The following is an 18,185-nucleotide window of genomic DNA, read 5'->3' on the forward strand; positions in this document are numbered from 1 at the left end:
GACGTCTCCTCTCGTTTTTCTCGCGGTGTCAGAGCGGAATCCCAATCATCCCGCCGCTTTGTCAGGAGCTTTCATTTATAAGATGAAGAATAAATTCCCAAAATCCCGGCACTTCCTGGCATAACAGCATGTCTGCTTTCTCTACGATTTTAATCTTCAATTCCTGTTCCAGATCTTCTCTTTCCTGGTAAGACGTATTGCTTAGTTTTTTTTTTATCATTGGCGAAAAACGCGAAATCAAGAGTTCCATTTCGTCGATATCTGTTTTCCCCTTGTTGAAGTCAAATGGCCCGTTCACTGCTTATTTTCCCCCTTTTTTCTGCTTGTCCAGCTGCTTTCTGAGATTGTCGAGACCCTTTTTATGAATATTGGAAATGTTCTGCCGCGATTCCCCCAGAGACTCGGCAATCTCCTTCATTGTCGCTCCGTGAAGGTAAATATTCGTCAGCACGCTTTTTTGTTTATCGGTTAACGTCTGGAGCGCTTCGTATAAATCCCGGTTTTGGACATGCTGGCTCAAATCCCCCTGCTGCCGCAGAAACTCTTCATACGCGTCTTTTCCCATTTCATAGGGAAGCGCTTCACCTCCTTCCGGCTGATCCACCGTAAGCGGATAGCGCTTCTGATTTTTGCGGATGCGCTTGTCAAAGTCGATGGAGAAAATCCGGATCATAGAATTCATATATTTGATGATCCGGATTTCCTTATAAAACTGCTTAAAATGTTCGTCCAGTGATTTTGCATCCTTCTCGTCTGAATGTTCGAGCACATTTTTAAATTTCTCGTAATGCTTAGGGTCACTCAAGAAATGTTTGACGATCGGATGTTTCATGATTTCCTTGCATTTTGACCGTAAAAGAACTTGATAGTCCATAAAACCGCCTCCTATTTAAATTAAATGAAAGAAAGCAAAAAAAAGTAAACTACTCCTTTCCGACTAAGGTTCCACACTCCTTATGTCCCGGTTTTTCCGCAACAAAAAAAAGACCCTCCGCCCGGATATCAGGTTTACAAGAGCAGCACCTTCTTTCACTTATATACATGACTGCAGGTCAAGTCAGGAGGTGGCTGGTGATGGATCAGGTTTTTATAGAAGAAGTTGTCAGACAGATCGGCAATCTCGGCTTTCCGGCTCTGATTGCCATGTACCTTCTCACCCGGTTTGAGAAGAAGTTTGACGCCCTGATCGAGCTGATGGCGGAGCTGAAAGACCAGAAAATGAAAAATTAATTTTCACACGAAGTTGACTTTTCATCAGGACGCATCACTTAACAAAGCAGAAGGGAAAACGAAAGGCCTTTCACATTCTCTTTCTGAAAACCAAAGCTTGAGAGGAGACGATTTACATGTCAAAAGAAAACAACTGCAATATCCCGCAGCCGATCAGAGGAGACAAAGGAGCGACCGTCACGATACCGCGCAACCTTGAAAGAGACCGCCAAAATCCCGATATGCTGACGCCGCCGGAAACGGATCACGGCACGGTGGATAATATGAAATTCTCTTTCTCAGATGTGCATAACCGGCTGGAAAAGGGCGGATACGCGCGTGAGGTAACCGTCCGCGAGCTGCCGATTTCTAAAAATCTCGCATCTGTCAACATGCGTTTAAAACCGGGCGCCATCCGTGAGCTGCATTGGCATAAAGAAGCGGAATGGGCATATATGCTGACGGGCAAAGCGCGGGTCACAATTGTTGATGAACAGGGACGCAGTTTTATTGATGACGTGAAAGAAGGAGATCTGTGGTATTTCCCGTCAGGCCTGCCGCACTCCATTCAGGCGCTGAAAGAAGGCTGTGAATTCCTTTTAGTCTTTGATGACGGTTCATTCTCAGAAAACAGCACATTCCAAGTAACGGACTGGCTTGCCCACACGCCGCTTGATGTCATCGCCAGCAACTTCGGGGTTTCAGAAAAAGACCTTGCCGGACTGCCGGGGAAAGAAAAATATATCTTTGAAGAACCTGTTCCCGGCAAGCTGAAAGATGACATTGTGGAAGGACCGAACGGCGAGGTGCCTTACCCGTTCACCTACCGTCTGCTGGATGAAGGTCCGACTGCTGAAACGGACGGCGGCAAAGTATATATTGCGGATTCCACAAATTTCAAAGTGTCCAAAACGATCGCTTCAGCGCTTGTCGTGGTCGAACCGGGCGCAATGAGAGAGCTGCACTGGCATCCGAATACGCATGAATGGCAGTATTATATTTCCGGTAAAGGAAGAATGACGGTGTTTGCTTCGGACGGCCATGCGAGAACTTTCAACTATCAGGCCGGAGATGTCGGCTACGTTCCGTTCGCCATGGGCCATTATGTAGAGAATCTGGGGGATGAGCCGCTCGTCTTCTTGGAAATCTTCAAGGATGACCACTACGCCGATGTGTCTCTGAACCAATGGCTCGCCATGCTTCCTGAGAAATTCGTCCAGCAGCATCTTGATCTGGGCAAAGGCTTTACGGATATTCTTTCGAAAGAGAAACACCCTGTCGTCAAAAAGAAATGCTAAAGACACACACCGACTTGCAGAGTCCGTCTCTGCAAGTCGGTGTGTGTAAAAAGGAGCTGAGCAGATGATCAATCAAAACGGGCCGAAATTGTTTTTTCTCCGGGTGCTCAGGTATGCCCTGGCAGCGGCCGCCGTATTATTCGGGTATTTCATCGTGATGATGACCGTTTTTTCATTAGCCGGGACGAGCTACGGATCAGTGGCGTACGTCCTGCTTTTTTCCGTGCTTTTTATTCTTCTCGGTTTATGTTTTGAACCGCTTGAGCGGCTGATGATACATAGTTTTACTTTTTTTAGGACGGGCAGGCTGCCTTTTCTTCTTTTAGCCAGCACCGTTCAGCTGCTGTTCCTCTGGATGACCGCGTATACGACGGATAAACTGATTGAAAAGATTTGGCTGTCAACGACCGAGGAGCTGATTGTGGCGGGGGTTTTTTTCGTTTTGGATAAATGCGTCTCCGGGCAAAAGCAGCCCCAGGCGCAATAAAAAAAACGCAGACCGAAATGGTTCTGCGTTTTTACCGTCATACCGTGGCATTTTCATGCCGGATTAAATCGTATGTCAAGCAGACGGGTTTGTTCGTGCGCGGATCTTTAACGATCTGTGCGTCAATCTGAAACACGTCTTTCAATATGCCGGGCGTCATGACTTCCTCCGCCGTCCCTTCCTTGATGACGCGCCCTTTTTTCAGCGCAATCATATAATGGGAAAAACGGGCGGCATGGTTCAGATCATGAATAACCATTAAAATCGTGCGCCCCTGCTCTTTGTTTAATTTGTCCAGGAGCTGCAGAATTTCAAGCTGATGGGCGAGATCTAAATAAGTGGTCGGTTCATCAAGAAGCAGCAGCTCCGTTTCCTGAGCGAGCGCCATGGCGATCCACACACGCTGCCGCTGTCCTCCGGAAAGCGCTTCGATCGGCCGGTCGTAAAATTCGGCCATCCCCGTCTCTTCAAGCGCCCATTTGATCACATCACGGTCTTTATCACTCAAGCGGCCCATTCCGGACTGATGCGGAAACCTTCCGTAAGAAACAAGTTCGTATACCGTCAGCCCGCTCGGCGCTTCAGGCGTCTGCGGAAGGATGGCCATTTCCTTGGCGATGTCCTTCGTGGATTTTTGCATGATCGCCTGTCCGTTTAAATAGACGGCGCCGGATTTCGGTTTCATGATTCTTGACATCGTCTTAAGAACCGTCGATTTTCCGCATCCGTTTGGGCCGATCAGCGTTGTAATTTTTCCTTTCGGTATGGCGATGTCCAATTCTTTCGCTATCAGACGATCTCCATAACCGACAGTAAGCTGTTCCGCCGATAATGAGTTCATCGCGGCAGTCTCCTTCCTCTATTTCGTTTTCATCAGCAAATATACAAAATACGGCGCTCCGAGCACGGAAATCACCAAGCCGACCGGAACCTCGGACGGCGCAAGCACATTTCTCGCCAGCGTATCAGCGAGCAGAAATAAAAATGCGCCGATTAAAGCCGAAACCGGAATAAGTGTTTGATGGCGCGGCCCGGTAAGCCTTCTGGCCAAATGCGGGGCAATCAATCCGAGAAAAGCGATTCCGCCGGCTGCCGCAACACATGACGCGGCCAAGGCGGCAGCTGAAAACAGCAGAATGCGCCGCTCCTTTTCGACCCGGGTGCCGAGTCCCGCCGCCAGCTGGTCACCGAGCTGGAGCACGTTTAAATACCTCGCTTTATAGAGGCTGAACGGCAAAAGAACCAGAAGCCACGGCAAAATGGACAGCACCATTTTCCAATTGGCATTCCAAATCGAACCGGAAATCCATACAAGCGCCTGCATGAAGTCCCGCGGGTCCATTTTCAGCTGAAAAATCAAGAGAAGCGCATTAAACCCCGCATTAACGCCGATCCCGACCAAAATGAGCCGGACAGGCGAAACACCTTTTTTCCAAGCGAGCACATAGATGAGCAGCACAGCCAGAAAAGCCCCCGCCAAAGCACTCACCGGAAGCAGCCATGTACTGAACATGCTTAAATCAGCAGCAGACCCTTGGAAAAAGAAGATAAACAGAACGACCGCCAAAGACGCTCCGGCGTTGATACCGAGAATGCCCGGCTCCGCCAAGTCATTTTGAGACACGCTTTGAAAAATCGCGCCTGAAACCGCGATTCCGGCCCCGACCAGCAATGACAGCACCATGCGCGGCAGTCTGAATTCAAATAAAACGAGCTGATCCCGGGCATCCCCCTGTCCGAAAAAGACACGTAACGCATCGAAAGGCGCAATCCGGATTACACCCATATTTAAGCTGATAAAAAAGACGATGCATATGAGCAAAAACGTAACGGCTATAACCGCCAGCGGTTTTTTCGATTTCACATTCATTACAGCCCTCTCCTTTCCCTGCGCGCCAAATAAAAGAAAAAGGGAACGCCGATAAGGGCCGTTAAAGCGCCGACCGGTGTTTCAAACGGCGCATTGACGAGTCTTGCCGCAATGTCACTGAAGACTAACAAAACGGCGCCGAATACCGCAGAACAAGGAATAATCCATCTGTAATCTACACCGACTAAAAAACGGGTGATGTGCGGAATCACCAAGCCGATAAAAGAAATGGCTCCGGCGACTGAGACTGAAGCCCCCGTCAAAAGGACAACGACAACCATTCCGATGACTTTCACAAGCGCCGTGTACTGCCCGAGCCCTTTCGCAAGCTCCTCACCCAAGCTCAGCACCGTCACTGAGCGCGCAATCAGAAATGCGAGCAAAAGTCCGATGACGCCGACTGCCAAAAGCAGCTGGACGCCCTCCCATTTCACGGACGCGACTCCTCCGGCATACCAGAACTTCACATCCTGAGCGACATCAAAACGGATCGCAATCGCGCTTGAAAGCCCCGTTAAGAAATAGCCGACCGCCGTACCGGCCAGCGCGAGCTTCACCGGTGTCAGCCCGCCTTTTGAAAACAGGCCGATGCCAAACACAATGAGCGCCCCGATTCCCGCTCCCATAAAGGACCACAAAACAAGCCCCGCGGCAGAGAGCCCCGGAAAAAAAGCAAATGCCAAAGCGATCGCAAATCCCGACCCCGACGTCACGCCCATAATGGAAGGCTCAGCAAGCGGGTTCCGCGTCAGCCCCTGCATGATCGCCCCGGACACAGCTAAAAAAGCCCCGACGAGCGCGGCGGCCGCAGTTCTCGGCAGCCTCAGATCGCGTATGATTTGATGAGATGTATTTTGCGGCTGAAAGTGAAAGAGAGCATCCCACACCGTCCGCAGATGAATATCGGCAGCTCCTATGGAAACAGACAAGGCCGCGCCGATCAATAAAACCGAAATACCGGCACACAGCAGCACAGCCGCCCGGAATGAACGCGCCGTCCACTGAATTTCGCTCCCTGATGCCCCTTGAGCCGTCATTGTCTGCTTCTTTTTTAATAGACCCAACACTCGTTCTTCCTTTCTCAAAACAAGAATGATAATGATAATGATTATCAATGACTTGTTTCAGTATAGCACTATTATCTTCTCTTTTAATAGACCTAATTTCATATGACAATAGAAAGTTTTTCTTTAAAAAGAGCGTGCTTCTCTATAAAAGCAGTGATATAATCACACTGATAATGATTCTCTTTATCACTATTTTTTTTATGAAAGAAGGAATGTCAGATGTTCCATACATACAAGAAAATCGGCGCTGCGCTGATTGCCGTGCTGCTCATCGCCGCTTTGGCCGCATGCGGAAATTCTTCAAACACGAAAGGCTCTTCTGAAAAAGGAGAAACCGTCACTTATAAAGCCGAAAACGGCAATATTAAAATTCCGAAGCACCCGAAACGTGTCGTCGTCATGGCTGACGGCTACTACGGCGACTTCAAACAGCTAGGCATCAATGTTGTCGGCGCGCCGCAAAACGTATTTAAAAACCCGTATTACAAAGGGAAAACAAACGGTGTGACAAACATCGGCGACGGCACATCCGTTGAGAAAATCATTGATTTAAAGCCTGATTTAATCGTTGTCTGGACGACACAAGGCGCCGATATTGAAAAACTGGAAAAAATCGCGCCGACCATCGCCATTAAATATGACAAGCTCAGCAACATTGATCAATTCAAAGAGTTTGCGAAAATGACGGGCACTGAAGATAAAGCAGACAAATGGCTGGCTGAATGGGATAAGAAAACCGCTGCCGCTAAAACAAAAGTTCAAAAAGCGGTCGGCTCAAAAACCATCTCCATCATGCAGACAAACGGAAAAGACATCTATGTATTCGGTAAAGACTTCGGCCGCGGCGGAAGCATCATTTATGACAAACTCGGGCTGAAAGCCACAAAACTGACGAAGGAAAGAGCCATTCATCAAGGGCCGGGCTACGCCAGCATTTCACTTGAAAAACTGCCTGACTTCGCGGGAGACTATATCTTTATGGGGCCATGGCAGGCCGGCGGTGACGACAAAGGCGTGCTTGACAGTTCAATCTGGAAGAATCTCGATGCCGTCAAGCAAAACCATGTCTACCGCATTGATCCGATCGGCTTCTATTTCTCAGACCCGATCTCACTCGAAGGCCAGCTCGACTACATCACAAAAAGCTTAACAAAGTAACCCGGGAGCCGCTGTCACAGCGGCTTTTTATGACGCCACAAACTTGACAAAAAAATTCATTTATGCTATAATTTACATTTTTGGATTAACATGTATAATAAGATTCTCCCGGCCGGAGATTGACGTAAATAACGGAGGATCTTTAATATGAGAGAAAATAAGGCGAGTATGACTTCCCTGCTGTCCGCTTTCGTAAGGGCGTACCACAGTAAATACGACACACCGGTGATATTTGATGATTTCTTGGCACAAGATCTTTTATCTGAAAAAGAGCTGTCGGACATCAGCGATCATTTGATTCAAGGTATATCATTTTTCAGCAAAGACATGGCCCGGAAGCTTCAAGGCAAACCGGATGACATCTTAAAATGGGTGACTCAAGTTCAGCTGTCTCCTACACCGTTAGCCCGTGCGGCGTATTGCGAAGAAGTGCTCCTGAATGAAGTGAAGCTCGGGGTTAAACAGTATGTCATCCTCGGTGCGGGGCTGGATACTTTCTGTTTCAGGCATCCCGAGGTGACAAACGGCTTAGACATCTTTGAAGCGGATCTCCGCGCTTCACAGGAAGACAAATTAAACAGTTTAAAACGTCTTGAGCGCGATATTCCGAGCCGACTTCATTTTGCGCCGATGGACTTTACGGCTCCGCTTTCTTTCAGCCGTCTGAATCAGGAAGGTTTTTCCCGCCAAAAAACCTTTTTCAGCCTGCTCGGTGTGTCATATTATCTTACGAAAAAGCATCTCGCCCGCCTGCTTACACAATTATTTGCCGAAGTCCCGCCCGGCAGCTCTATCGTGTTTGATTATGCGGATGAATCGCTCTTTGAAGAAAAAGGACTGTCAAACAGAGTGGAGAACATGGTGAAAATGGCTGCGGCAGGCGGAGAACCGATGCTGTCGTGTTTCAGCTATAAAGAAATTGAAAAAATGTTAGAATCATCAGGCCTGCTTATTTATGAACATTTATCTCCAGCGGTTATCAATGACCGTTTTTTCAGCGGGCGCACTGACCATTTAACCGCATTCGAGACCATTCATTATATACACGCCGTCAAAAAGTAATCCGCTGACGCCAAAAAAGACATCCCACAGACGTGAGATGTCTTTTTTTTATACGGATTGTCTGTTGTTTGCAAATTTCTTTGAAACAAAAGGATATAACAGCAGACCGACGAAAAACAGTCCGATACCGAGAATAAAGGTCGTTAAATCGGCCGTTCCGGTAATAATGACGTAAAAAGAATAAATGCAGGCAAGGATGGCGATGAAACCGTCCTTCACTCTTGAACCCTTGATTTCGTCATACGTTTCACCCGTCAGCACGAGCTTCAGGCTGTAAAACGCAGATACGAGATACGGAATCAGATAAGCGAGTGTCGCCGCCGTTGTTAAAAACGTAAACGCGTCACTGATTGTCCGGGAAATAACCGAAAAGATAAAGATCTGTGACATCACATTCGTGACGATTAACGACACAACCGGGCTTCCCTGTTTATTTGTTTTTGCAAAAGCGGCGGGAAAGTCTCCTGATTTCGCGGCTTGATACGGAACTTCAGAGCCGAGAAGAATCCAGCCGAGCATCGTCCCGAACAGACAGAGGATCGCCAAAATCGCCATGATGATGCTTCCCGCATTGCCGACGATCGCGTATAATACGTCAACAAACGGTTTTTCCGAGCCGACAAGCTTACCATGCGGAAGCACGCCCATCGTAATCAATGTCACGATAATATAGATGCTGAGCGCAATCAATAAGCCGGTAATGGTGGCGCGTTTCACGTCGCGCTGCGAACGGGCGCGCCCGGATAAGATGACTGCCGATTCAATTCCGACGAACGCCCATAATGTTGAAATCGCCGCATTGTGGACCTGACCGCCGATTCCCTCAACCGTGTGAGGACCTGTCTGAACCGGAAAATAAAAATGATCGAAAAACGACGTTTGAAATACAAACAAACCTGCAATGATAAAGAAGATAAATCCTAATACCTTTGAAAACGTCGTAACGAAATTTAATTTACTCGCACCGTTCATGCTGGAAACGAGAATCGTGTGAGTGCCCCATAATAAAACCGTACATACGGCAAACGTCAGCAGCTGGCCAAGTGTAACCGCCTGACCGCCGATTGAAAACATTTCACGCTTATCCGTTAAAATCGGGAAAAAAGAAGTTAAATATCCGGCAAGGCTGGTGATGATCGCCACGTTGCTGATCCAGCTCGCCACCCAGTAGCCCCACACCATCGTGAAACCGGCTGCGTTCCCTTTTTTCCGATCGCTGAACAGCGCTCTCGCATAGCTTTGCGGCCCCGCCGTCAGCTCAGGCTTGCGGATGGATAAGTGACCGAAGACAAGCGCGATCATTAACACACCGGCTCCCGTCAAAAGCCATGCCGATGTAGCGCCGAACGGGCTCGCGATTTTTGCGAGCGTGCTCGGAAGGGAAAAGATGCCCGAGCCTACCATATTTCCTACGACAAATGCCGTTAATAACCAAAAACCCCATTTTTTCGTCTGTTCCATTCCTGTACCTCCTGGTTGTTCATTCGTACGGACCAGACCCCGAGACCATATTTACACACAAAAAAAGCCTGAACAAAAGTCCATGCTTAAAGAAACACACACCCTTGATCTCCGGATAGCCCTCCGCGAAAAAGCACGCGGCAGTCCTGCACTTATTCAGATACAGTCCCAGCATAAAGAAGGATCGGCTTTCTTTACACTTCGGCGCTGATGCCTTTAACACATGTTTTGCGGCCCCTTATCAGCCTGGCATGTGCGACTCATCATCAAGCGCAACCTCTACCTCACCGAGAAAGAGTGAGGATTTTTATCATTCAATTCTACTCAGAGGTTATCAGAGATAAAAAGATCTGTCAAAGGGAAAAATTAGACGGAAAACGGATAGAGCATTTGCCCTACCCGTTTTTATAGTCAGCGGTTGTTTTTTTTCTTTTGAACAGCTTCTTGAAGCGGATCGTCTTTCAAAGCTGCACCGGCGTCCTCAAGCGCACCTTGAATGACGTTTTTGTTTTTATCGCTGTTTTTGCCTTTTTCTTTGTTAAAGAAAGCCATCTGTATCACCTCTTTATCAAATATAGGTACACCTATAATGTGTCTTTTTCCGCGGCAGAATATACGGAATCCGATCCTCCTTCCTTTTGGCGGAACAGGTAAAGTTTGTTGATCAAACATGCATTCTCTTGATATATTTGTAATTCAGGGGATTTTGGCAAAAATAAAAAGGAGAAGCGAAAAATGACAGGAAAAACACACATCATGGGAGGCATCGCTTCTTGTTCCGCAATTGCGTATTATTACGGGTATGATCCGGTCCTTATGACCTCAGCGGGTGCCCTCGGGGCGCTGATTCCCGATATTTGCCATACAAAAAGCAAAATCGGCAGAACGCTGCCCGTTCTGTCCAAAATCGTAAGCACGGTTTTCGGCCACAGAACATTTACACACAGTCTGCTGTTTATGCTTATTATGTTTTTCATCACGGCAGCCTATATCCCGAATCCAAGCATCTCCGCCGGACTGATGGTCGGAATGGCAAGCCACCTTGTGCTTGACGCATGGACCGTCAACGGCATTAAACTGCTGTTTCCGTCTGCCATCCGCTTCCGTCTTCCCCTTTATATGAGGACGGGGAGCTTTTCGGAGCAGCTTGTGCTGGCCGGGTTAACGATTGTATCCTGCTATTATTTATACGAATTGGTTCACGGCCGCATCTCTTAAACAAAAAGCGTCTTTTCGCTTTTAGGGTGAGGAGTCATACATATGAAAAAATCCTTTTTCAGCAATCATCGGTTTTTATGCCTGTCCATCCTGTTCATGTGGATAAAAACATACGCCGTTTACAAGCTTGGTTTTGATCTGCAAAACAATTCGGTTCTTGAGGAATGTCTGCTTCTCATTAATCCGCTGAGCTTTATTGTGCCGCTGTTCGGCATCGGCCTGCTGCTGACGGAAAAGAAGCAGCGGATCTTTCTGCTTTCGGCAAATGTGATGCTGACGGGGATTTTAATCGCGAATACGGTGTTTTACGGGTTTTATATTGATTTTATCACCATACCGGTTTTGTTTCAGGCGAGCAATATGGGCGATATGGGAAGCAGCGTCCAAGAGCTGTTTCACCCGCTGTATATCGCTTTATTCGCGGATATTGCGGTTCTGTTTTACCTAGCGGGAAGGCATAAAGCCGGTAACGGAAAAGCGGGCGCCCGGACCGTCAAAGCATATGCGTGGGCATCAGCCGGCCTCATGCTGTGCAACCTGGCGCTGTCTGAGGCCGAGCAGCCGAAGCTGTTCAGGCATCCTTTTGATCGTGAAGCGCTCGTAAAAGGAATCGGCCTGTTCCACTTTCATTTGTATGACACCATTTCGCAGACGCTGAATGCAGGGGCTAAAGCGTTTGCCGACGAAGACAGTCTTGCCGCGGTCGCGAACTACACTCAAGCCGACTACAGCCGCCCGTCCGATGCAAAGTTCGGGCTTGCTAAAGGGCGTAATGTGATTTTTGTCACGCTTGAATCAACACAGCGTTTTGTGATGGATGAACGGGTCAACGGGCGGGAGATTACCCCGTTTTTAAATAAACTGCGGAAAAAAAGTTATGACTTCACTCATTTTTATCAGCAGACTGAACAGGGAAAAACCTCAGATTCAGAATTCATTACTGCGAATTCGCTGTATCCGTCTTCAAGCGGCGCCGTTTTTTTTACAAAAAGCGGCCACCGGTTCAATACGATGTACCATATGTTAAAAGATCATCAATACTATTCAGCCGTTCTGCATGCCAATCATAAGGCCTTTTGGAACCGGGATGAGATGTACGGGACATTCGGAATCGACCGTTTTTTCGACGCGGATGAATTTAAGGTGACACAGGAAAATTCAACAGGCTGGGGCCTGAAGGATAAGGAATTTCTCGAACAGTCAGCGGAAAAATTAAAGAAGCTTCCGCAGCCGTTTTACGCGAGCCTGCTGACTTTGACCAACCATTTTCCTTTTGAAATTGATAAACAGGATCAGCTCATTGAAGAACCGGACACAAGCAGCGATTTATTAAACCGCTATGTGACGACGGTCCGCTATGAAGATGAGGCCCTGAAACACTTTTTCAAGAAGCTGAAAAAAGAAGGACTGTATGACAACGCGATGATCGTCCTGATGGGAGATCATTACGGTATATCCGAAGCCCATAATCAAGGACTTGCCGAATTCTTAGGGAAAGAGGAAATCACTCCGTTTGATACGGTTCAGCTTCAGCGCGTGCCGTTTATCATTCATATTCCCGGGGTGACCGACCGTGCGCCGGAAACGATTGCATCCGCCGCGGGACAGGTTGATGTAAGACCGACGCTGCTTCACCTGCTCGGCATTGAAACGAAAGGCAGCATTCAGTTCGGCAATGATCTGTTTTCCGGAGAGCGGACCCCGTTTGCGGTGCTGAGAAACGGCAGCTTTATCACGGATGATCATATTTATACGAAAAATACGTGTTACAGCCGTAAAACGGGTGAACCGCGTTCTGACATGAGCACGTGCAGCGATGAGAAAGAAAAAGCGGAACAAGAGCTGATGCTTTCCGATAAAATATTAAACGGCGACCTGCTGCGGTTTTACAAGCAATAAAAAAATCCCTCCGTTATATGGAGGGATTTTTCATGTTTCATATATGAGCCGTCCTGTCATTTTCGTATCATATCCGGATAATTGAGAAAGCTGAGACTTGAATTCCTCAGAATTGAGGATGTCCTGCACGCTTTGAACAAGCTCCCGGTTTTGTTTTAAGACGACCACATCGTACTGTTCACTGATCACCGGGATAAAGTCCGTGCCTGCCATATGCGCCGCATGCTGCGACCCGACTCCGATATCCGCCTTTCCGCTTGACACTTGTGAAGCCGCTGACAGATGATCAGTGACAATGTCATGGTAGCCGGCGACATCAGACGGCGTAATACCGAAAGATCTGAGCTGTTCATCCAGCAGCACCCTCGCGCCTGATCCTTTTTCGCGATTGACGATACGGACATCCTTTCGGCTCAAGTCCTGAAAGCCCTGAATGTTTAGCGGATTGCCCTTTTTCACATATAATCCGGCCTGCCGCAGCACGACATGAAAAAGCGCAAACGGCTCCCCTGAAAGAATGCGCTTCACGTACGGGATGTTATACTGCCCCGTCTCCCCATCGTACAAATGCAGACTGACGATGTCACAAGCCCCGCGGTACATCTCGATCAGGCTGTTCAAACTGCCGCTGTACTTGCGGAGCGGAGCCGCCTGTATTGTTTGTTCCAGCTGTTTGCTGAGGAGGTCCATCGACACATCCTGCCCGCTGATGATAACGGACTGCCTTTTTTCCGGCTCCCGCCCGCGGGACGGGTCAGCAGCTTCTGATACGGATGGCTTTTTTGACATTCTCATGTTTGCTTTATATTGTTTTAAGTCCTCTTCATCGACCCTCATCTGTCTTCCGACCCTGTACGCCGGAATGAGTCCTTTTTTTATCAAATCATATACTGTCAGTTTTGAGACCTTCAAAAGGCCCGCAACTTCTTCTATTGTATAGGAAGTGGCTTCTGTCATATTATCACGCTCCGTTTTTATTATAACGGTTCAGATATTGAAAAAAAACCGCACCCTCACGTACAATTACGTTATAATTAGTTTTATCTAATGATATTCAGTTATAAGGGGTGCACAATGTTGAAAAAGAAAGCGACACTATTCACAACTGCGGTTATGGGCGTTTTCCTCGCAACTGCGGGCTGCTCATCCGGACAATCGGCCAAAGGCGGACAAAACGAAAAAGTAACACTGACCGTTTCCGCGGCGGCGAGCGCTCAAGACGCGCTTGAAGAAATCCAAACCAACTACGAAAAATCACATTCAAACGTGGCCATTCAAGACAACTTCGGATCATCAGGCACACTGCAAAAACAAATTTCCCAAGGCGCGGGAGCTGATTTATTCTTCTCGGCAGCCGAAGATAAATTCGAAAAGCTTGTTCATGACGGCGATATCGACAAAAAGGACAGCACAGACCTTTTGAAAAACGATCTGGTCATGATCGTGCCTGAGAAAAACAGCGCACACCTTACACATCTGAATGACCTGAAAAAAGACAGCACGGAAAAAATCGCGCTCGGCACGCCTGAATCCGTTCCGGCCGGACAATACGCCAAACAGTCATTGACTAAATTATCCCTGTGGGACAAGGTAAAAGATAAAGTCGTCTATGCAAAAGACGTCCGCCAGGTGCTTTCTTATGTTGAAACCGGAAATGTCGATGCCGGGCTTGTCTATAAAACAGACGCGCTGATTTCGAAAAAGGTGAAAATCACCGATGAAGCACCGGCGAAAACGCACGATCCGATCGTGTATCCGCTAGGCATCGTCAAGGATACAAAGCACCGTAAAGAAGCAGAAGCGTTTTATCAGTATCTGCAGTCAGATGCAGCGATGAAAGTGTTTAAGAAATATGGATTTACTGCCAAGTAACATTACGGCTTCGGAGTTTTTTACCCCAGTCGTATTGTCTTTTGAGGTGGCTTTGGCTTCGGGCATCGCCGTCATCCTTCTCGGAACGCTTGCAGGCGCCTGGATGGCGAAAGCGCGATTTCCCGGAAAAACGGCTGTGGAGACGCTGTTTATGCTCCCGCTCGTTCTTCCGCCTACCGTTGTCGGCTTCATCCTCATTATCATTTTCGGGAAACACAGCTTTATCGGCCGGGCGATCGAGCGTATTTTTCACCAGCCCGTCATTTTCACGTGGTGGGCCGCGGTGATCGCTTCGGCCATTGTCGCCTTCCCGCTTATGTATCAGTCTGCCAAAACGGGTTTCGCCGCGGTTGATTCTGACATCGAAGGAGCGGCGAAAATAGACGGAGCCGGCAGATGGCAGGTGTTCACCCGTATTTCCGTCCCGCTTGCCTTTCCGTCCCTTTTGACCGGAAGCATTCTCAGTATCGCAAGGGCGCTAGGTGAATTCGGGGCGACTTTAATGTTTGCGGGGAATATCCCGGGCGTCACCCAAACGCTGCCGACAGCGATTTACGTCGCGATGGATTCCGGCAATGAAACACTCGCCTGGGTGTGGGTGATCTGTATAATGATTATTTCTTTTCTGATGCTGTTTTTCATCCAACTGAAAAAACCGGATTGACCGATCCGCCTTCCGACCACATTTCGCCGGGAGGCTTTTTGATTTAAAATCGGATGGTATATAATGAAACAAAAACACACAAAGGGTGCGGCTATGAAAATTAATGTCATTATCGCGGATGATAATTCTTTCATCAGAGAAGGAATGAAAATCATTTTGCATACATATGAGGAATTTACAGTATCGGCAACGCTGGAAAACGGATTAGAGGCGGCAGAGTATTGTAAACACAATCCCGTCGATATCGCCTTGCTGGACGTCCGCATGCCGGTGATGAACGGCGTCGAAGCCGCAAAACGGATCGCGGAGGAAACAGATACGAAGCCGATGATCCTGACGACATTTGACGACGACGAGTATATTTTAGAAGCGATTAAAAACGGCGCAAAAGGATATTTATTAAAAAATACCGAGCCGGAACGGATCCGCGATGCGATCAAAAGCGTCTTCAACGGGCACAGCATCCTTCAGGACACCGTGCTGGATAAAATAAAAGACAGCCTTTCCCGCCCGGCGGAAGCCGCGCATCAGATTGATGAAAGCCAGTTTACTGAAAGAGAGCTCAGCATCATGTCGCTTATTGCGAAAGGCCTGTCGAACAGAGAAATTTCAAAACAGCTTTTCATTTCTGAAGGGACGACGGCCAATTATATTTCATCTATTTTAGGGAAAACCGGTCTTGAGCACAGAACGCAGATCGCAATTTATTATATCACCGGGAAGGTGGATAACGAGCGTTGAACGGTTTGGATTTTTGGATGCTGATGAGCAGACTGATCGTCATTTTTTATACGGCCTTTTTGTTCGTATCGGCCGACCGCCTTTACATGCCGTACGCCGTCTTGTTTCTGCTGCTTTATCTGTGTCTGGGCATTGCGGTCTGCATGATCAGGCCGACCGCTTGGAGGCGCGGGATCACCCTCATGACGCTGGCATTGACCGCCTTGCTTTCCGCCGGAGGCCATCCGGCGTTTCTGTTTCTTTTGCCGCCCGCCATTTTTGCCGTTCTTGCCGAATATCCGGTTCACCGCTATGTGTTCTGCCTGCTCGTGTTTTTGCCGTTTTTATTTATCCCGTACGGCGATCTTCCGACGTATACCGTCACGACATTGTTCTGTCTGGCGATTTTCGTTTTGGCCGCCCGGTCCAGCGACCGGCTGAAAAAATATGAAGAGCAGTCAGACAGCATGCGCTCAAGCATTGAAAAACTGACGAAACAGCTGCACAGCAGCACAGAATATATCAAACAATCGGAGTATACCGGCAAACTCGAAGAAAGAAACAGATTGTCCCAAGCCATCCATGACAAAATCGGCCATTCCATGACAGGCGCGCTCATTCAGATGGAAGCGGCGAAACGGATGCTCGGCTCCCATCCGGACAAAGCGGCTGAACTGCTCCAAAACGCCATTACCATTTCCAAAGAAGGCATAGAGGATATCCGCATAACACTGAAAAATATGAAACCGCCCGCTGAACAAATGGGCATTCACAGATTAAGAACGTTTATTGATGAATTTTCGGCCAAAAACGGGATGCCGGTTCCGTTTACGCATCAAGGCGATTTGGACAGGCTGACGCAAATGCATTGGAGAGTCATTCAGGAAAACGTAACCGAAGCCTTGACCAATGCAATGAAATACGCCGATGCCACGCAGATTTTCATTGATATCCATGTGCTGAACAAAGCCGTGAAAGCGGAAGTCAAAGATAACGGAAACGGCGCCGTCCGCTTTAAAAAAGGCCTCGGCATGCTCGGTATGGAAGAACGGGCGGCCGTCTTGCACGGAACCGTTATTTTTGACGGCACGGCCGGTTTTTCCGTCACGACATTGCTTCCGGTTGAATAAGTGAATATTTTCATGTGAAAAATATGAAGATTCTCACGTCAAAGGAATGAACAGCTGCACTAACGGCCGTTCATTCTTTTTTTTATAATAAGAGCATCACAAGACATAGAGGTGGAAACATGAACATTTTGGAGCTCAAACAGCTGAGTAAGAAATTCGGTGATTATGCCGCCGTTGACCAGATGTCGCTTGCCGTAAAAGAAGGTGAGATTTTCGGGTTTCTCGGCGCAAACGGAGCCGGAAAAAGCACGACGATCAATATGATCTCAGGTCTTTTAAAACCTTCAGGCGGAGACATTCTGTTTCTCGGAAAAGATATTTTCAAATATAGCAAAGCAACGAAAATGAATATCGGCATCGTCCCTCAGGACCTCGCGATTTACGAAGAATTAAACGCCTATGAAAATGTGAAGTTCTTCGCCGGGCTGTACGGCCTGAGAGGGGCGGCTCTGAGAGAACGGGTCGAGGAAGCCCTGACATTCGTCGGCTTGAGCGATAAACACAAATATTTGCCGAAGCATTTTTCCGGCGGAATGAAGCGCAGGCTCAATATCGCCTGCGCGCTTGCCCACCGGCCGAAACTGATCATCATGGATGAACCGACGGTCGGCATTGACCCGCAATCAAGAAATTATATTCTGCAATCAGTGAAAAAGCTGAATGAAATGGGCTGCACGATCATCTACACGAGCCACTACATGGAGGAAGTTGAAGAAATATGCACACGCATCGCCATCATTGACCACGGGAAAGTCATCGCAGAAGGCACAAAGGAACAGCTGACTTCCATCATTACCGACACAAAGGACGTCGTGATTGAGCTGTCATCCGGAAACGGTATCAGCCTCGGCGATATTCAGGATCTTCCCGGCGTCAGAGCCGCCGCACTGGAAGAAAACAGCGTGAAAATCAGCTCTGACACAGGGGTCAACAATTTAAACCGCCTGATCCGGTACTTCATGGACAAAGGAATTGAAATCCGCTCTTTACAGGAACAGGCCCCTGACTTAGAAACGGTATTTCTCACACTGACAGGCAGAAGCCTGCGCGACTGACTCAACTGAAAGGAG

Annotated in this window: 20 protein-coding genes and 1 riboswitch; of the genes, 12 read left to right on the forward strand and 8 right to left on the reverse strand. The window is 48.1% G+C overall.

Translation table 11 applies throughout. The annotated features are described in order from the left end of the window. Positions 1 to 61: 61 nt before the first annotated feature. Complete coding sequence (gene rsoA / locus ACXN9U_RS15355; RefSeq protein ID WP_016937958.1) at positions 62 to 298, reverse strand: sigma-O factor regulator RsoA; 237 nt, start codon at positions 296 to 298, stop codon at positions 62 to 64. 3 nt (positions 299 to 301) lie between these two features. Then, a complete protein-coding gene (locus ACXN9U_RS15360) occupies positions 302 to 832 on the reverse strand; it encodes a sigma-70 family RNA polymerase sigma factor (protein WP_095241447.1) in 531 nt (176 codons plus the stop codon). Between the two features lie 242 nt (positions 833 to 1,074). Here ACXN9U_RS15360 and ACXN9U_RS15365 point away from each other — a divergent pair, with 242 nt between their 5' ends. The 3 genes from ACXN9U_RS15365 (at position 1,075) to rsiO (ending at position 2,994) form a co-directional block, all read left to right on the forward strand. Next, positions 1,075 to 1,230, forward strand: coding sequence for a YvrJ family protein (locus ACXN9U_RS15365; RefSeq protein WP_016937956.1), 156 nt, complete (start codon positions 1,075 to 1,077; stop codon positions 1,228 to 1,230). Between the two features lie 116 nt (positions 1,231 to 1,346). Next, positions 1,347 to 2,507, forward strand: a complete 1,161-nt coding sequence (locus ACXN9U_RS15370) for an oxalate decarboxylase family bicupin (protein ID WP_060964295.1) — start codon at positions 1,347 to 1,349, stop codon at positions 2,505 to 2,507. A 64-nt stretch (positions 2,508 to 2,571) separates the two neighbouring features. Beyond that, positions 2,572 to 2,994 (forward strand): acid stress-sensitive anti sigma factor RsiO, encoded by a 423-nt coding sequence (gene rsiO / locus ACXN9U_RS15375; protein ID WP_489201863.1) that lies wholly within the window; start codon positions 2,572 to 2,574, stop codon positions 2,992 to 2,994. Positions 2,995 to 3,031: 37 nt separating this feature from the next. On the opposite strand, the gene ACXN9U_RS15380 is transcribed toward rsiO, so the two are convergent. Genes ACXN9U_RS15380 through ACXN9U_RS15390 form a run of 3 tightly spaced genes read right to left on the reverse strand, consistent with a single transcriptional unit; the run spans position 3,032 to position 5,901 of the window. Continuing rightward, positions 3,032 to 3,835, reverse strand: coding sequence for an ABC transporter ATP-binding protein (locus ACXN9U_RS15380; RefSeq protein ID WP_489201864.1), 804 nt, complete (start codon positions 3,833 to 3,835; stop codon positions 3,032 to 3,034). 18 nt (positions 3,836 to 3,853) lie between these two features. Beyond that, the gene (locus ACXN9U_RS15385) at positions 3,854 to 4,864 is read right to left on the reverse strand and encodes a FecCD family ABC transporter permease (RefSeq protein WP_016937953.1); all 1,011 of its coding nucleotides are present in this window, start codon (positions 4,862 to 4,864) and stop codon (positions 3,854 to 3,856) included. Further along, entirely contained in the window at positions 4,864 to 5,901 is a 1,038-nt protein-coding gene (locus ACXN9U_RS15390) for a FecCD family ABC transporter permease (protein WP_201448516.1), read from the reverse strand. Before ACXN9U_RS15390 ends, ACXN9U_RS15385 begins: the two co-directional genes overlap by 1 nt. 249 nt (positions 5,902 to 6,150) lie before the next feature. Here ACXN9U_RS15390 and ACXN9U_RS15395 point away from each other — a divergent pair, with 249 nt between their 5' ends. Together ACXN9U_RS15395 and ACXN9U_RS15400 are read left to right on the forward strand one after the other, a co-directional pair. Continuing rightward, positions 6,151 to 7,089, forward strand: a complete 939-nt coding sequence (locus ACXN9U_RS15395) for an iron-hydroxamate ABC transporter substrate-binding protein (RefSeq protein ID WP_489201865.1) — start codon at positions 6,151 to 6,153, stop codon at positions 7,087 to 7,089. 147 nt (positions 7,090 to 7,236) lie between these two features. Next, entirely contained in the window at positions 7,237 to 8,151 is a 915-nt protein-coding gene (locus ACXN9U_RS15400; RefSeq protein ID WP_489201866.1) for a class I SAM-dependent methyltransferase, read from the forward strand. 48 nt (positions 8,152 to 8,199) lie between these two features. Here ACXN9U_RS15400 and ACXN9U_RS15405 read toward each other — a convergent pair whose 3' ends face one another. Further along, positions 8,200 to 9,612: an amino acid permease gene (locus ACXN9U_RS15405; protein WP_060964289.1), complete on the reverse strand. Its 1,413-nt coding sequence runs from the start codon at positions 9,610 to 9,612 to the stop codon at positions 8,200 to 8,202. Between the two features lie 108 nt (positions 9,613 to 9,720). Next, positions 9,721 to 9,902: riboswitch (Lysine riboswitch) on the reverse strand. A 121-nt stretch (positions 9,903 to 10,023) separates the two neighbouring features. Continuing rightward, positions 10,024 to 10,164, reverse strand: coding sequence for a small acid-soluble spore protein SspJ (gene sspJ, locus ACXN9U_RS15410; RefSeq protein WP_007410034.1), 141 nt, complete (start codon positions 10,162 to 10,164; stop codon positions 10,024 to 10,026). A gap of 183 nt (positions 10,165 to 10,347) precedes the next feature. Here sspJ and ACXN9U_RS15415 point away from each other — a divergent pair, with 183 nt between their 5' ends. Both ACXN9U_RS15415 and ACXN9U_RS15420 read left to right on the forward strand, forming a co-directional pair. Continuing rightward, a complete protein-coding gene (locus tag ACXN9U_RS15415; RefSeq protein ID WP_489201867.1) occupies positions 10,348 to 10,830 on the forward strand; it encodes a metal-dependent hydrolase in 483 nt (160 codons plus the stop codon). Positions 10,831 to 10,872: 42 nt separating this feature from the next. Next, positions 10,873 to 12,729, forward strand: coding sequence for an LTA synthase family protein (locus ACXN9U_RS15420; protein ID WP_489201868.1), 1,857 nt, complete (start codon positions 10,873 to 10,875; stop codon positions 12,727 to 12,729). A 30-nt stretch (positions 12,730 to 12,759) separates the two neighbouring features. Here the strand turns inward: ACXN9U_RS15420 and ACXN9U_RS15425 are convergent, their stop codons facing one another. Continuing rightward, a complete protein-coding gene (locus tag ACXN9U_RS15425) occupies positions 12,760 to 13,686 on the reverse strand; it encodes a substrate-binding domain-containing protein (protein ID WP_061862558.1) in 927 nt (308 codons plus the stop codon). A 117-nt stretch (positions 13,687 to 13,803) separates the two neighbouring features. Here ACXN9U_RS15425 and modA point away from each other — a divergent pair, with 117 nt between their 5' ends. The 5 genes from modA to ACXN9U_RS15450 all read left to right on the forward strand — a co-directional run bounded on the left by modA (position 13,804) and on the right by ACXN9U_RS15450 (position 18,170). Beyond that, on the forward strand, positions 13,804 to 14,601 hold the full coding sequence (modA, locus tag ACXN9U_RS15430; RefSeq protein WP_489201869.1) for a molybdate ABC transporter substrate-binding protein: 798 nt from the start codon (positions 13,804 to 13,806) through the stop codon (positions 14,599 to 14,601). After that, positions 14,582 to 15,265 carry a molybdate ABC transporter permease subunit gene (gene modB, locus ACXN9U_RS15435; protein WP_489201870.1) on the forward strand — a complete coding sequence of 228 codons (684 nt, stop codon included), beginning with the start codon at positions 14,582 to 14,584 and terminating at the stop codon, positions 15,263 to 15,265. The genes modA and modB overlap by 20 nt, the downstream gene beginning before the upstream one ends. A 93-nt stretch (positions 15,266 to 15,358) precedes the next feature. Beyond that, positions 15,359 to 16,006 carry a response regulator transcription factor gene (locus ACXN9U_RS15440; protein ID WP_060964283.1) on the forward strand — a complete coding sequence of 216 codons (648 nt, stop codon included), beginning with the start codon at positions 15,359 to 15,361 and terminating at the stop codon, positions 16,004 to 16,006. Beyond that, complete coding sequence (locus ACXN9U_RS15445; protein WP_489201871.1) at positions 16,003 to 17,115, forward strand: sensor histidine kinase; 1,113 nt, start codon at positions 16,003 to 16,005, stop codon at positions 17,113 to 17,115. The genes ACXN9U_RS15440 and ACXN9U_RS15445 overlap by 4 nt, the downstream gene beginning before the upstream one ends. Before the next feature lie 119 nt (positions 17,116 to 17,234). Continuing rightward, positions 17,235 to 18,170 (forward strand): ABC transporter ATP-binding protein, encoded by a 936-nt coding sequence (locus ACXN9U_RS15450; protein ID WP_489201872.1) that lies wholly within the window; start codon positions 17,235 to 17,237, stop codon positions 18,168 to 18,170. The last annotated feature ends 15 nt before the right edge of the window (positions 18,171 to 18,185 follow it).

It is taken from the genome of Bacillus sp. BACIII (assembly GCF_057836745.1).